Annotated in this window: 12 protein-coding genes and 1 pseudogene; 8 read left to right on the top strand and 5 right to left on the bottom strand. The window is 56.4% G+C overall.

What is annotated here, in order from left to right; all coding sequences use genetic code 11:
• Nucleotides 1-132: pseudogene (locus CK226_RS33085) on the top strand (IS481 family transposase); the annotation flags it as partial.
• A 203-nt stretch (nucleotides 133-335) separates the two neighbouring features.
• Here CK226_RS33085 and CK226_RS33090 read toward each other — a convergent pair.
• Genes CK226_RS33090 through CK226_RS36190 form a run of 3 tightly spaced genes read right to left on the bottom strand, consistent with a single transcriptional unit; the run spans nucleotide 336 to nucleotide 1,075 of the window.
• Complete coding sequence (locus CK226_RS33090) at nucleotides 336-620, bottom strand: DUF6804 family protein (RefSeq protein WP_063169433.1); 285 nt, start codon at nucleotides 618-620, stop codon at nucleotides 336-338.
• Between the two features lie 52 nt (nucleotides 621-672).
• Nucleotides 673-912 carry a hypothetical protein gene (locus CK226_RS33095; RefSeq protein WP_082826591.1) on the bottom strand — a complete coding sequence of 80 codons (240 nt, stop codon included), beginning with the start codon at nucleotides 910-912 and terminating at the stop codon, nucleotides 673-675.
• 28 nt (nucleotides 913-940) lie between these two features.
• Nucleotides 941-1,075 (bottom strand): YHYH domain-containing protein, encoded by a 135-nt coding sequence (locus tag CK226_RS36190; RefSeq protein WP_199489651.1) that lies wholly within the window; start codon nucleotides 1,073-1,075, stop codon nucleotides 941-943.
• Between the two features lie 129 nt (nucleotides 1,076-1,204).
• Here CK226_RS36190 and CK226_RS33105 point away from each other — a divergent pair, with 129 nt between their 5' ends.
• The 6 genes from CK226_RS33105 to CK226_RS33130 all read left to right on the top strand — a co-directional run bounded on the left by CK226_RS33105 (nucleotide 1,205) and on the right by CK226_RS33130 (nucleotide 7,651).
• Nucleotides 1,205-1,645 (top strand): hypothetical protein, encoded by a 441-nt coding sequence (locus CK226_RS33105; protein WP_126066778.1) that lies wholly within the window; start codon nucleotides 1,205-1,207, stop codon nucleotides 1,643-1,645.
• Nucleotides 1,646-1,872: 227 nt separating this feature from the next.
• Nucleotides 1,873-3,282 carry a hypothetical protein gene (locus CK226_RS33110; RefSeq protein WP_210326684.1) on the top strand — a complete coding sequence of 470 codons (1,410 nt, stop codon included), beginning with the start codon at nucleotides 1,873-1,875 and terminating at the stop codon, nucleotides 3,280-3,282.
• Nucleotides 3,275-4,093, top strand: a complete 819-nt coding sequence (locus CK226_RS33115) for a hypothetical protein (RefSeq protein ID WP_063169429.1) — start codon at nucleotides 3,275-3,277, stop codon at nucleotides 4,091-4,093. Before CK226_RS33110 ends, CK226_RS33115 begins: the two co-directional genes overlap by 8 nt.
• The gene (locus tag CK226_RS33120; protein ID WP_063169428.1) at nucleotides 4,093-5,409 is read left to right on the top strand and encodes a hypothetical protein; all 1,317 of its coding nucleotides are present in this window, start codon (nucleotides 4,093-4,095) and stop codon (nucleotides 5,407-5,409) included. The genes CK226_RS33115 and CK226_RS33120 overlap by 1 nt, the downstream gene beginning before the upstream one ends.
• Entirely contained in the window at nucleotides 5,406-6,455 is a 1,050-nt protein-coding gene (locus CK226_RS33125; RefSeq protein ID WP_082826712.1) for a hypothetical protein, read from the top strand. The genes CK226_RS33120 and CK226_RS33125 overlap by 4 nt, the downstream gene beginning before the upstream one ends.
• A gap of 50 nt (nucleotides 6,456-6,505) precedes the next feature.
• Nucleotides 6,506-7,651: a DUF4236 domain-containing protein gene (locus CK226_RS33130; RefSeq protein ID WP_095770037.1), complete on the top strand. Its 1,146-nt coding sequence runs from the start codon at nucleotides 6,506-6,508 to the stop codon at nucleotides 7,649-7,651.
• A gap of 13 nt (nucleotides 7,652-7,664) precedes the next feature.
• On the opposite strand, the gene CK226_RS33135 is transcribed toward CK226_RS33130, so the two are convergent.
• Both CK226_RS33135 and CK226_RS33140 read right to left on the bottom strand, forming a co-directional pair.
• Entirely contained in the window at nucleotides 7,665-8,495 is an 831-nt protein-coding gene (locus tag CK226_RS33135; protein ID WP_127224212.1) for a thermonuclease family protein, read from the bottom strand.
• A gap of 34 nt (nucleotides 8,496-8,529) precedes the next feature.
• Nucleotides 8,530-8,943 (bottom strand): MucR family transcriptional regulator, encoded by a 414-nt coding sequence (locus tag CK226_RS33140; RefSeq protein ID WP_082826711.1) that lies wholly within the window; start codon nucleotides 8,941-8,943, stop codon nucleotides 8,530-8,532.
• A gap of 702 nt (nucleotides 8,944-9,645) precedes the next feature.
• Between CK226_RS33140 and CK226_RS33145 the strand changes: the two genes are divergently transcribed.
• Entirely contained in the window at nucleotides 9,646-15,165 is a 5,520-nt protein-coding gene (locus tag CK226_RS33145) for a DUF3320 domain-containing protein (protein ID WP_245437922.1), read from the top strand.
• The last annotated feature ends 64 nt before the right edge of the window (nucleotides 15,166-15,229 follow it).

Raw genomic sequence — 15,229 nt, forward strand, 5'->3', positions numbered from 1 at the left:
CATCGTGCCGCCGAACTGCCTGTCTGGCTGCACAGATACAATTGGCATCGTCCACATGGCAGCCTAAAGTCAAAAACGCCTATCAGTCGCCTCGCCCTGATCGAGGACAACCTGTTGAAGCTCCACATCTAGGGCATGCGAAAATAGAAAATAACGGGCAAAAAGATGCGCCTTTTCCGACTCCGAGCCTAGATGGTTGAAAGCCTCGAAGTACTCCTTCGTCCGCTCGAGGAGATCTCCCGCATAAAGCGCCAACGGCTGTGACACGGTGACCCTCGGGCGCGCCTTGACCTTCGGCGTCTCAGGTCCACTCTTGGCCATCTCAGATTATCGGCTTAATTCCGGTGCCGGTATGCGACAAAGCCGAACAGAGTAGCCGCTGCGACGTTGAAGATTGCCCACAGCTCGCGCGGCAAATGAACCGGCATGAACGGGTTGAAGATCGCTGCCGCTCCAAACAGCGCCCAAGCCAGGGTGCGATTTTCAGGGCCTGATCGCCACACCATGGCTCCGCAGTAGATCCCGGCGAAAAAGACCACCACGCGGAGGAATTGGTAATAGCCGTACGGCCATGGCGCTACCGCCAGCAGCGAGGCAATAGCTACACAGATGCAGACCAACCGGACCGTTCCGGCCGGCGTCGAAAAGCATTATTTTCAGCAAACTTGATCCTCAAACGCCCAGCACGGTTGTTAGTGGAGTTTCGGCGCCCGCCATATATTTGAAAAGCCAGATTGCCCAAGTGATCGGCCAAATGAACGCCAACATCGCATCCAGGCTCAAGTTAATCAGGATTTTTACGACCACTGATGCATGGCCCTGCCATGTGTCGACGACATTCATCACGTAGGTGATCGGCCCGCCCAGCATGAAGAGGAGGCCCAGCGGAGCTGACATGATGTTCTTCAGCATGTTTGTGTCCCTCAGAAAGGCGTGACCTTCAGTGACAGTGATACGCGCCGGTCTTATGGTTGGTATGGCAACCGTTGGCATCAGTGCCGCCACTGTGTGCAAACGCGCCGGTCGCGCAAGCGATTATTGCAGCGGCCATAGCCGCGAGAAATGTTGTTTTCATTTTATTGCCCTCCCAAAGTATTTCAGACAGAGCACTATTGCCGGTCGGGCACAAGCTGCTCGTGGCACTGTGAACACAAATAGGATAGATGCTCCTCTGTGCAGGCCAAGATCGGGCGAGGAGAATACTTTGGATGGATTGCGATTGATGCACGTCCCGTTGGCGATCCTGCTGACATGGCCAAGGGTGGCGACGGCAAATGAATGCCTCTCGAAGTACACCAAGACCGACGTCTGCGCCTACGCAAAAAAAATGCAAACCGAAATGGCTCCAGCATTGCCCATGCTGATCAGTTCGAACATCTCCGTTCGGAGCATCATCGCAATCGGGCCAAGGATCGTTTTCAACGCCACCTGGGCTCAGACCGATGCGGAAGTAGACGCCAAATTGTTGGCTGCTGGCGTCTCGCGGCCGGTCTATGTCCAGAAGATCGATGAAATGACCAAAAACTATGTCTGTCGTGCGGAGGAACTATCTGCCTTCGTTCGCCTGGGCGGTGAGATCCAGTACACGTATACGACTGTGGATAATTTCCCAGTCGCGAACCCGCTCGTAGCACTCTGTCCTTAGAGCATCGCAGCACGGCTCATGACATGACTAGTCGCGGCCGATCAACCAGTTGATCAGCAGCCATGATCATTTGTTGGAACTCAATTGAGCCTGATCCGCACTAGCAAGTGGATAGAAGTGAATGTGCGGTTGCCCTTTAGCTCTACTATGCATAGAAACCACTCTGCCGGGGGGCGTAAAGTTGGGGTTGTGAGTGCGTGGGCTCTAAATTCGAAAAACTAAATAAGTTGCGTGACTCACTGCGAGAATCCAACCACGATTTTCGGGCGAGCACTCAGCTATTCAACAGCCTGGACCCTGCCAAGATCGACGGCGACCTGGATGTCATTAACCGCGGAAAGCAGCGCGGCGAGGTGAACCAACCCCCGAAAACGGCAAAGAATCTCGACGATGTCGAACATGCCATCGTGGAACGCGTTGAGGATGAGAAGAAGGCTGCGCATCACACTCTTGAGGACAACCTGCAACTCCTTGGAGGTCGTCTTGCCGGCCTCGATTTCGAGGAACAATTCGGTCTAATCCGTCAGACGAATGCCGCTAGCGTTTCGGACTTCAAAGCCTCGGTCGCCGTGGGCCTCGATGAACTTCACGGCCTGAGAAGGGCCCTGAACGACGCCGAAAAAGAGCATGCATGGTTTAAGGAGAAGCACGGTCTCGTTCGTGCCGCGCGTGTGCAGCACGGTGCCGCTCACATTTTCCGGCTATCGCTTCTGCTATTTCTGTTTCTGGTCGAGACAGCGATGAACGGCAACTTCCTGGCCAAGGGCAATGAGCAGGGATTTTTTGGTGGCATCCTTGAGGCTGCGGCATTCTCTTTCATCAACATCGGGGCGGCTTTGCTCCTGGCGGTTTTCTGCGCTCGTCTCGTCACCCATCGGTCGTTTTTCGTAAAATTCGTTGGGATCATTTCAATCCTTTTCTATATCGGCTTGGCGATTTCGATAAACTTGGCGCTAGCGCACTACCGTGAGGTCAGCGGCTCGCTCGCTGACGGCGCCGGCGCTGAGGTCATCCGTAATATGCTCGCCAATCCAGCGGGTCTCACGGACATCAAGTCCTGGTTGCTGTTTGCGATCGGCCTGATGTTTTCGCTTTTCGCTTTTATCGACGGCTGGTTCGTGCTCGACCCTTACCCAGGCTACACTGGCGTTGAAAATCGGCTCGTTCGACGGCGCGATGACTACATCGATCGAAAGAAGGAACTGATCGAAGAGCTGCAGGATGTCCGCGACGACCACAACGAAAAAGTGGAGGAAATCGTCAAGCAGCTTGGTAGTCGCCGGCGCGAGCACCGCGCGATTGTCGATCATCGATCGAGGCTTCTGGCTCTTTTTGCGCAGCATCAAGACCAATTGGAGCGAGCCTGCAATCAGCTTTTGTCGATGTATCGGGAAGCCAACATCCAGGCGAGGACCGAGCCGGCGCCCAAGCATTTCGGAACGCCCTACAAACTTGATCGCATCAAGCCATACGTCACCGGCGAGCGGGAGTGGAATGAGGGAGATGTTGGCGCATCAATTCGCCAGGCGCAGGAGGAACTCAACGAGCAGGTTCGTCTGATTGGTCAGGAATGCGAACGGGGAATTGAGCAGTACCGAGATCTTGATAAGCTTCACCCGGACAGCGTGAATGTCTAGGCGAACCCGCAGACGCAAGAAAGGCAATGCGGGTACCATTGCCGCGGCCATTGCCCTTGGTGTGCTATCCGTTGCGATGTTGGCCGGCTTCGGCTGGATGTGGACCAGGTCTGGCAATGGCCATATCGACGCCAACACGAATTGCCCATTGGACGGACCCTCCAGCCTGACCGCCGTCCTCATCGACGCCACTGATCCAATTTCGGCAACGACGATGGCTGATCTCAAGAACGAGTTCCGAAAGACCATTGGGCAGGTCGAGCCGGGTGGGTATGTGAGGATTTATACCCTGAGCTCGGCGCCTGGTGAGCTGACGGTGATGTTCGATGGATGCAATCCCGGTGATGGGTCGACCGTCGATAGTTGGACCAACAATCCTGCGCGGCGTCAAAAGAAGTGGGAAAACGCCTTCGGCGATCCTTTGAACAAACTTCCCGATGAAATCCCGAATGCGGCTTCCGCGAGCCAATCTCCGATCATGGCTGGAATTCAGAAAATCAAGCTGTCGCTCTTCGATAGCAGCTTGGCCAAACAGGGCAGTCCCAAGCGATTGGTGGTCGCCTCTGACATGATCGAGCATACGACGATTTACTCGCAGTACCGATCGGGACTGGATTACCAAAAATACCTCAACAGCGCCGCCGACCGCACATATGGGACGTCGCTGGATGGGGTGGGCATCACAATTCTTTATATCGATCGGGCAAAGAAGCCATTTCAGACCCTGGATCACGCGGAGTTCTGGACACATTGGGTCCAGAACCATCACGGCGAGTTCGAAAAGCTGGTTGGCTTGGATGGGTTAAACTGATGGCGAGAGCGCACGACAAACCTTTGCTGGATCATCCACGTCTGCCGGTCGTGGTTTTCGCGGCATTGACACTCGGCGGGTGTGTATTCATCGCCATTGCAAAACTCTCAGGCGTAAATCCGATCGTCGCGGCGGTAGCACCGGCCTGCCTGATGTTTTTCTATCTCGGGGTTTCGATCTTTGCTGGAAAGCTACAACTGCACGACGAGCAGACCGGCGATAACCTCTACTATATGGGCTTCCTGTTCACCCTGACGAGCCTTGGGGTCTCGCTGTTTCAGTTTGGAACGGAAGGCTCAACCGACACGATCGTCCAAAATTTTGGCATCGCGATCACGTCGACGATCACCGGTATTGCTCTGAGGGTTTTCTACAATCAGATGCGGCGCGATCCCGCGGACATTGAGCGAACGGCGAGGCACGAACTTGCCGACATGACACGGCGTGTAAGAGCCGAGATGGAAAGCGTAACCAGGGAGTTCGCCGACTTTCGTCGTGTCAGCCATCAAATGCTCGAAGAGGGCTTTGCAGAGATTGCCGAGCAAGCGGCACGCAATGGGGAGCACATTCGATCTGCCCTGGACAATATTGCCATGGAATCGATCAAGCCTGTCCAAGAGGCGTCTGCCAAGCTCAGTGACGCGTTGCAGCACAATTTCGGGCAAGTCGAAACCCAGTTTGCTTCGATAGCGAACCGCGTTGGAGCTGCAGCGGATTTGCTGGATAAAGCCAACAGCTCGATGTCCAACTCTGTTGGAAAGCTCGGTAATCAAGCCGACAATATGGCTGCCAAGCTGGAAAAGGTGGTTGTTCCTGATGAGGTGCTGAAGAACGATCTGGCGCCGATGGTCAAGCTCCTGGGTAATGCTGTCGCACAATATGCGATAAAAACCGAAACAGCCTCGCAAGAGCAGCAAACGCGGATGACCGGTCTTGCCGACGCAGTGATCAAGGTGGCGACTGGAGTGGAGAGAGCGGCAGCGGCCGCAGAAAAGACCGCAGAAACTGTCCAAGCGCAGCAGCGTTTGACTGAGGAGTTCATGGCTGTGATGCAGAAACACAGCAATGAAACACGCGGCCTCGTCGCAACCCTTACACAACATAGCCTCCCGGCCGTGCGCACTCCCCAGCCTCTGAGCAATGCGATAGCGAACGATGTCGAGCGAGTGGCGGCACCTTCCACTGTTGCCTCCCCTGTGGAGACGCCAATCAAGGTTTCGGATGACACGGAGGGCGACACCTTCCGATCGTTAAGCAGTCCGGCGGAGGTGGAGAAGGGTGAACCGCCAAAGAGAGCAAGTTGGTGGGGCAGGTGAGTGAGGTTAGCGGAACAGCCATTACGTTTGAGCGCAAGGGCTATGGCCGCGGCCTGATACTCGGCCTGACGATGGCTGAGACGATGCTGCTTCTCGTTTTCTGCCTTTTGCTTGCTGCAGGCGCGCTCATCGCCAAGACAAAGAAAGAGGCTGCGGCAGCGCAGAAGATTGCGCAGTCCCTCAATGAGAACGCTCGCAAGCTTGACGAGGAAAACAAGCGGTTGCTGGCTCAGCTGAATGCCATGGTCAAGCCTGCAAGTCGACGCAATGTACCAGATCAAGAATGGCGTGAATTGGTCCGGGCCAAAGAGGCCGCAGAGGCAATCAAAAAAGTGGGACTGACCCTTGAGGAAGCGGTGAAAAGCGCGCCGGCCGCCAAAGTCCTCTCTGACAACGACGTCGACGTTGATCAGGCCAAAGCCATGATCGAGAAGATGAAGGTTCTGCGCGAGCTCGGCTACGTTGGCACGGGCAAGACGTCCAAGGATCTTGCTGACGCACTGAAGAAGGCAAGGAACGAGGCCTCTGCTGACAAGCCACACGATTGGCCACCGATCATCAGTCTTAGCGAGCTCGATGGCTATAATTTCGATACTGGAAGTGCGGAGCTTTCCGGTGGCTTCAAAACGAAGTTGCGGCAGATGTCGAAGACCATTGCTGGAATTGCAACTTCCTATGGTGTGGACGTCATTGAGGTGATTGGCCACACGGACGAGCAGGCGATGTCCGGTGACTCATCGAATATGGACAGAGGCCTTCAGCCCGTACTGGCGCGCAAGATGGACATTGGCACACTCCATCCTGCCGACAATGCCGGGCTTGGATTAGCGCGAGCGATCTCCGTCACAGGCATCCTGCGCGATATGCCGGAACTGAAAGGCTTCACCATCCTGCCAATGTCCGGCGGCCAGTTGATATTGCCTGGCGACCGGCTCACCGACGGCGCACAGGCCGGCGACGTCAAGGCGAGGAGGCGAATTGAGATCAGGGTCAGGCAACGTTCGCGAGAGACAGATATTGGACTGGTTCCGGTACCAAAGTTGTGAGGCGAACTGCCCTTGGGTTTCGCTCACAGGGCTTGGGGGGGATTGCGGGGATGGGGTTTTACGTTCGAAAATCGATTAGTGCGGGACCTTTCCGCTTTAACTTCTCGTCTGGCGGGGTTGGCGCGTCCGTTGGCGTGCAAGGTCTTCGTATCGGGACTGGCCCACGAGGGCATTATATTCATGCAGGCGTCGGCGGTCTCTACTACCGAGGCACTTTGGGAAAGCGCAGCGCCAAGCAGACGCTGCAACTGTCTGAATTCCCATCTGGGCCAAAGCCCCATCCAACATCCTCACCCGTGGAATATGTCAGCGGTGGCGTCGTGATGAGAGAAATCGAGTCCGCCGATGTGATCGAGATGCGTGATGAGACATTTGCCAATGTGCTTGATGAAATCAATGCGAGGCAATCGCAGACGCGAATGTCGCTCATCCTGGCCGTGCTGTTTGGGATCGCCGGATTGATCGCAGGCGCAATGCTGGGAGGTGGGGTGGCGCTGATCGGTATTGCTGCCTTTTTGCCGGGCATGCTTATTGGCAACTGGTTGGACAGCTACCGCCGGGTGAGCGTGCTCTACTATGATTTGGAGCAGGACGCGGAGGCGGCCTACGGGCGACTTGTCGCCGCCTTTGACACGCTCACACGCTGCGCGGCGAGTTGGCATGTCGCGGCTGGTGGCAAGATAGAGGATCTGACGACTTGGAAGCGCAATGCGGGAGCCACGATGTTGGTCGATAAAAAGTCGACGACGCTCCAAGCTTCCTTGCCGACGGTTGTTCGCAGCAATGTCACACCACCGTCGATACACGTCGGCCGGCAAATCCTTTATTTCATGCCAGACATGATTTTGGTGAAGGACGGAAACCAGTACGGTGCCGTTGGGTATGGAGACCTCAGGACGCAATTTGCCCCCAGCAATTTTATTGAGACCGGCAAAGTTCCATCTGATGCTGAGATCGTGAGCTATACCTGGGCTCATCCCAATAAGAATGGCGGACCCGACAAACGCTTCAGAGATAATCGGCAGATCCCTGTCTGTCGCTACGAAGCCTTGCGGTTTTCTAGCCCATCCGGGCTCAACGAGCTGGTGGAATTTTCCAAGACAAACGTCAGCCAGCCCTTTTGCCAGGCTCTATTGGCACTCGCGCAAATGCACCGAAACGCTGGTGGCCAGTCCGGCTTGCTGAAAGCGCGCTAAGGAATTGGCTTGGTCAGCAAATGCCTTCGCACGGAATTCCGTCGCCGTCCCGGTCCAATTTGGGTCCCCAGCTACAGTTATTGAGATACCAGCGCGCCTCATCGCATGAGGAGATTTGCTTACAATAGCGACGCGGTTGACACGAATAGCTCTGAGCTATTTGGCGACGGCCTGTAAGGCCGTAGGATGTGTCATTACCGGGTTTATTGTTGGCTGCATGTGTTGCTCGCCAATCCCAAGGGGCTGTGAAAGTGCCAACCCAGATGCCAATCTTGGCCCTTTGGGCATCTGCCTGTTGTGACGCGTAACTACCATGGCTGTATCGAGGCCAATCCAGGGCATAACCCTGTTCGACCATCCAAGACGCAATGCTAGCACCGTCCGCCCGCTGACAATCACCAACGAAGCGGTTGTAACGATCCCACGAAACAAAGTTGCACTGGATGGGTCGGGATTGACTGAGGAAGATGTCCAGTGCTTCTGCGGATTTGCGGCCGCATGGGTATTCTTGCCCGCTTGCGTCGCTGCAGTTTTGGCTGCTTTCAGGTGCGTCGATGCCATTGAAACGAATACGCTGTCCGTGGATCTCGATCGTGTCCCCGTCAACGATGGACGCTACGCCGACGATAGGCTTCGGTTTTGACCCGAGTGCGCTTGCTGTATTGGGTCCCGCGATCTGGTTGCCCCACCCTGTAAAGTAGGAGGTGACATAAGCGCCCACTGCTAGCGTGATCACCAGGATCGCGGCTAATGATTTATGTGAAAAGAAACGCTTGCGCATAATTGAAACCCGGCCGCGTCTTGGCCGCGAGCTGCGGCGATGGGAATAGCGATCGCGATTCAATTTTCGATCCTTTGCGAAGCTGCCAAATGTTTTGCTAGCGCGTCTTTGACTTCTTGGCTGCTGCTTTCTTGGGCGCGGCTGCTGTGCGACCGAGGCCAATCGATTTTGCCAATCTGGAGCGATTGGCTGAATAGTTAGGCGCGACCATGGGGTAATCGTTGGAGAGGCCCCATTTTTGGCGATAGGCGTCGGGCGTCAGTCCAAAATGCGTGTTCAAGTGTCTCTTGAGGGACTTGAACTTTTTGCCGTCTTCGAGGCAGACGATGTAGTCTGGAGTGACTGAGCGCTTGGGGTTGACCGCGGGAACTTGGTCGGGTTTTTCCGGTTCGGACGGCTGGCCGATACGCGCTAATGACGAATTGATGCTGGCAATAAGGTCCGGCAATGAGGAGACCGGCACTGAATTCTTGCTCACATAAGCCGCAACGATATCGGCGGTAAGCTCCATCAGCGCGGTGGCCGTATTTTGGATTTCGTCAGTCACTTCATGGCTCCGGACTTCTGCAGTGAAATCCCGATCTATTACTTATCGGCTAAAAAAACCAGTAGAGGGAGGATACTAAATGCCAGGCGCTAATAGTGATGAATGTTAAAGCGCCAATCAGAATGCGGAACCACGAGAGACGGTGGATTGATTGGGCGCGGCGTTTTCTTTGTATGACCAGGAAAGCGGCTTGAGGCTCACAGGCGGATGCATTTAGATTTGGACGAGTAGGACCTACGCATGACATTTTCGAAAGACCCGCCGCCGGAGGTTAAGCCCCAGAAGGATAAGGCAAAGACTGGATCTGAATTGGACCGCGTTCCAAGTGCGGGAGCCATTCGGGTCCGCAACGGACTCTCTGTGTCAGAAAAAGACATTGTGGAGGCGGCTAAATACGGGGGCAGGGAGCGAGAATCCTCGTCGGATAGCGACTAGGCAAAGGGGGCCAAGAATGCAGGCTCTGACCCATATCACACGTCGCAATATTGGACGGTGTCCAGAAGTGATCGCAGTCGTTTCTAATTGAACACGGCTGTTTTTTCTTGCGCGAACGCTCTACGCGGGCTCTAGCTGGTTCTCCTTTCAAAGGGGATGTAAGTCTTGGACGTAAAACAGTCAGTCTTCCAAAGCGATCTCCCTCTAAAGGAGAAACTCGAGCGCGCCAGGATGGAGTTGCTCGATCTTTCCGCCCGCAATCGACTTTTGAATGTGCCGCGGTTTTCCAAGAGCGCGAAGACGATCGATATCGTCGATGAGAAGTCGTCCGAAATTTATCGATTGCTGGTGACCGAAGGAAAGGCTTTTACCTTCCTGGCCGGCAAGCCCGATAGGCCGAAAGCGGGCCAGGATGAAAGCAGCCCTCCAGACGAAGAGATCGACTATTCCCCCGTCGCTCTCGCCCAACCAGAGGACGATGGAGTCGATAACAGAGGGATATCCGCGCGGCACTCGGACACCAAGCTGCAGACGCGTATGACCCCAACTGGGCTGCAGCGGCGGCTCCTTGATCTCTACCATGATGCCCGCACACTCGAGGAAGAGCAGGGCGTCAATATCCTCTTTCTGGCCCTTGGAATGCTGAAGTGGATTGACCCGAACAACAAAGAGAACATCCGTCAGGCCCCCCTCATTTTGGTGCCGGTTCGGCTTGAGCGAGGGGCCGCTGGAGAAAAATTCCGCCTACGAGCCCGGCCGGAAGATCTTACCGCAAACCTCTCCTTGGAACTCTATCTCGACCGCATTCACAAGCTCGCTCTGCCGCGTTTTGAGGTGGGAGATGACTTCGACGTCTCGGCCTATCTCGATGCCGTTGCCGAAGCAATTTCGACCAAAGAGGGTTGGGAGGTGCTTCGCGACGATATGGTGCTCGGCTTCTTCTCGTTTGCGAAGTTCTTGATGTACCGTGATCTGGATCCGGATCTCTGGCCCGATGGCGCAAAGATTATCGAACAACCGAAGATCCGCTCGCTTCTTTCAGATGGTTTCGAAACACGCGAGCCGCTTATGTCGGACGACATAGCGATTGATCCGCACATTGCGCCCGCCGAAATGTTGCATATCGTCGACAGTGACAGTTCTCAGACACTGGCGATCCATGACGTCAGAAAAGGTCGCGACCTCGTTATCCAAGGTCCGCCTGGGACAGGAAAATCGCAGACGATCGCAAACATTATTGGGTCGGCCGTTGCCGACGGAAAGACCGTGCTGTTCGTGGCCGAAAAGATGGCAGCGCTGGAGGTCGTCAAGCGACGGCTTGACACTGCTGGGGTGGGGGACGCCTGCCTTGAGCTGCATAGTAACAAGGCGAACAAGCGCATGATGCTAGAGGAGCTGCGGCGAACCTGGCAACTCGGATCGCCCAGGGGCCAGCTTCCTTCTTCCCTAACTGATCGCTTGCTGGAGGCTCGCGATAAACTCAACGCACATGCTGCACGAATGCACGTTGCGTTCGGAGCGTCCGAACTCACTCCTTATCAGGTTCTCGGCCAGCTAACCCGACTAAGGCAGGTCGGTCAGAAACCAGTGGACATCGAACTTACGGATGCCACAAGCTGGACAACTGACGGCGTTTCGCAACGTCGCAAATTGCTCGATGAGGTCTCTCAGCGGATCAACGAGATCGGCTTGCCGATCCACCACCCGTGGCGGGGAGTTGGCCTGGATGTCGTTCTTCCAACGACCATTGAGAGGCTCGTCCCACGCATCGCGGCGTTGCTGGACCAAGCCAAGGCACTGCACGCCAAACTGGTCGGTATCGCTGAGCGGATCAAGGCCGAGCCTCCGAAAATTCTCAGCGACAGCGGCGAGATAGAAGATCGCGCTGAGCTTCTCGCGTCCGCGCCTGGACTTCCTGCCGAGGCGCTCGTCTCGCCGGTATGGGATGAGCGTCCGAAAGACATTTCATCGCTTCTCTGGTCAGGAACGGATTTCGCCCGCAAGTCCGAGGAACTTTCGGAGCAGTTGGCGGCAACGGCTATCGACACGCCAATTGAAGGTCTCGAGACAGAGCTTGCAAAGCTTCCCTCGGAATTTCCGAAAGATGGTTTCCATCGTGCGCGACAGCTCACCATTCTGCTCCCACGCTTGAGGGAAGAAGCTGAGCGCCTGAATCAGGAACTCGGATCGGCGATATTGCCAGACACGTTGGCAGGCTTGCTCAGGCTGGCCGTGACCGGCGAGCGAGTAGCGGCAGCACCTGACGCAAGTCCGGAGGCCTTCGCAGCCACCGTTTGGGACTCCGGACTTGAGCAGGCAGGCGACCTTGCCGACAGCGTAGCGACGCTTGAGGCTGCCAGAGCCGACCTTCAGGGCAAGGTTGTTGACGCGGCGTGGAGCACCGAGGTGGCCGCGGCGCGGCAGGCGCTCGCCACACACACGGGAATATTGAAAGCATTGAACGGCGACTACCGTCGCGCCACAGCACTTGCGCGGACTATTGTGGTCGACCCTAGCGCGCCTGCGACGCAGATAGTTGGTCTCCTCGACCTTTTGATGAAGGGTCAGGCTGCCGCAGCAAGAGTCCGCGAAGGCGACGCTTTTGGCCGTTCCGCCTTCGGGGCAGATTGGCGTGGGGAGCGATCGGCTTCCGCGCCACTGCTCGCGCTAGTGGAGTGGATGCGGACTCTACGAGGGCTAGGCCCCGAACCTCGGATTATCGCCGGCCGGATGGCGGAACGCTCCGAGGCCGGTGCGCGTGCAGCGCGCGTTCGCAAGGTTATCGAAATCGGTCGGCCAATTATCGAAGGTTTCTGGAACGATCTCGGGCACCTCGCGTCATCCATGCTAGGCGACGTGGCTTCCGCCGAGCGGGCCTCGCTGCAACTGATGGAAGCGAAGGCGAGCACTGTAGCTCAAGCCGATGATGCGTCACGACAGGTTCTGACTGACGTTCCGGATCTAATCACTGAGCGGGTGGAGCTACTGCGCCGACTAGGCAGACTACAAGCACTTGCTCAAGGGATCGATGCGGGAGAGAGCCTTGGCAAGTTCGTATTCGGCTCGTCGTGGCACGGTCGAGGATCCGATTGGGCCGCTCTCACGCAAGCCGAGCTTTGGCTGAAAGAAAATGGCTCGATCCGACATCTGGCTGCGCGGTTGCCTGAAAGAATCGAGATCGCAAACTCGGCACGTTCAGCACGTGAAGCGGCCCAAGCGGCAGCGCGGGAATTGAAGGCGCTTACAGGGGATTTGAAAGCCGATGCTCCCTCCTTGTTTGGAGTAGTCGATTTTCCGGACGTCGCGATAGGCGAGGTCGTTTCTCGGCTGCAGGGTTGGCTCGATCATCAGGAGCAGCTCTCGAAATGGGTTGCCTATGAAGAGCGATCCGAAACGGCCCGAAAGGCTGGACTGGGACAGTTGATAGACGGCCTAGCCAACGGCCAGATTACAACAGGATCGGCTCGATCAGTTTTTGATATGGCCTACTACGAACGAATGTTTCTGGCGATGGCGACCGATGAGCCGGAGCTGGCAAGGTTCGACGGGGAACTGCATTCCAGGGCTGTACGTGACTTCGCAGATCTGGACCGCCAGCGCATCAAGGCCGGCGCCATCGAAGTTGTAACGGCTCATCACCGGAAAATTCCTTCAAGAGACGGCGGAGCTGGACCTGTCGGACTGCTTCGTTCTGAGATGGCGCGCAGACGAGGCCACATGCCCATCCGGCAATTGATGCAGAAGGCAGGCCCTGCCATCCAGGCGCTGAAGCCAGTGTTCATGATGAGCCCGCTTTCGGTGGCGCAATTCCTGTCGCCCGGCCGGATGTCCTTCGATCTGCTCGTGATGGACGAGGCGTCTCAGATCCAGCCCGTGGACGCACTTGGCTCGGTCGCCAGGGCCAGTCAGGTGGTCGTCGTTGGCGACGAACGCCAACTGCCACCCACGACATTCTTCGCGAAGATGACAGGCTCGCAGTCTGAAGATGACGAGGGTGAGGGCGCGCAGGTCGCCGACATTGAAAGCATCCTCGGCCTGTTCACGGCCCGCGGCTTGCCGCAGCGTATGCTGCGCTGGCACTACCGTAGCCGTCACCAATCTCTAATCGCAGTATCGAACAGCCAGTTCTACGAGAACCGGCTTTTCATCGTGCCAAGCCCTTATACCCAAGAGGCAGGTATGGGGTTGCGGTTTCATCATGTGCCGGAGGGGGTCTTCGATTCCGGCGGCACAGGAACCAATCCGGTAGAGGCGAGAGCAGTAGCGGAGGCGATCATCCGTCATGCGAAGGTGAACCCGCAAGAGACTCTAGGCGTTGCAACATTTTCGGTTAGCCAACGCCGCGCGATCCAGGATGAACTCGAAGCGCTGCGGCGACTAAATCCCGACACCGAGGAATTCTTTCACGCTCATCCAAGCGAGCCATTCTTCGTCAAGAACCTCGAAAATGTTCAAGGCGATGAGCGCGACGTGATCATGATCTCGGTGGGGTATGCCAAGAATGCCCAGGGATACATGGCCATGCGTTTCGGCCCTCTTGGCGCGGAAGGCGGCGAGCGTCGGCTCAACGTCCTCATAAGCCGCGCCAAGCGCAGCTGCGAAGTATTCGCGTCCATCACAGACGAGGACATCGACCTGGAGCGTGGCAAAGGGAAAGGCATCTTCGCCTTCAAGCTCTTCTTGCACTACGCGAGAACAGGGCGAATTTCGCTTGCCCAAGTCACGGTTCGCGAAATGGATTCAATCTTTGTAGAACAGGTAGCCAACGCGCTGATCGAAATGGGTTATCAGGTTCATGCTCAAGTGGGCATTGCCGGCTTCTTCATCGACCTCGCAGTTGCGGATCCAGAGAGGCCAGGCCGCTATATTCTTGGCATCGAATGCGATGGCGCAGAATATCACTCATCTCGCTCGGCCAGAGATCGAGACCGGCTTCGGCAGTCGGTTCTGGAAGACCATGGTTGGATCATCCATCGCATCTGGAGCGCTGACTGGTTCCAACGGCCTCGTGAGCAGCTGGAGCGAACCATACTAGCGATTGAGGCCGCCAGAAAAGAACTCGATGAGCGGGCCGAATTGGGGGTCCAGAGAAATCGAGCTGTAGCCGTGCAGGTTGTTACGGTCGACCGAGGCAACGTGACGGAAATCGGTCTCGAAAGCACAAACGGATCCGAGACACCCAATCGAGCCTACGAAGAGGCCGAACTAAAGCGACCGGGATCGTTCGAACTCCACGAGACGCCCAGCGGAATCATGGCCGGACTGGTCGAGCAGGTCGTGGCTACAGAAACGCCAATCCATGTCGACGAAATAGTTTCGCGTATTCGGGACGCCTGGGGTCTGCAGCGGGCCGGTGGCAGGATTCAGGATGCAATCGAGCGGGGGGTAAGCATAGCACAGAGAGGTGGTTCAGTAGCCCGTCGAGGCAACTTCTGCTTCAAGCCAGGTGTTCCTGTTCGTCTCAGGGATCGCAGTGGGGTCGTGTCCGCTGGATTGCGCAAGCCCGAAATGATTGCGCAGGACGAGGTCGCCCAAGGCGCTATGGAAGTCGTGAAATCCAACCTCGGTGCGACAGAGGAAGAAATCGCCACAGGCGTTGCCAGGATGCTGGGCTTCAAAGCCACAAGCGCACAATTAAGGCAGCTGATTTCAGCTGGGGTCGCCGATTTGGTTGCCAAAGGAGTGTTACGGTCCCAAGACGGCTTGTTGGTGGCCGGCGAATCCGCGAGCGAGAAATTAGCTGAAGTGTAACGGGGCGCTGCAGCGCCCTCGTTGCAATTTCTGTCGAAGCTCGGAACACCTCTTTTGCTGGCGG

The organism is Mesorhizobium sp. WSM4311, assembly GCF_002295115.1.
Taxonomy (GTDB): Bacteria; Pseudomonadota; Alphaproteobacteria; order Rhizobiales; family Rhizobiaceae; genus Mesorhizobium.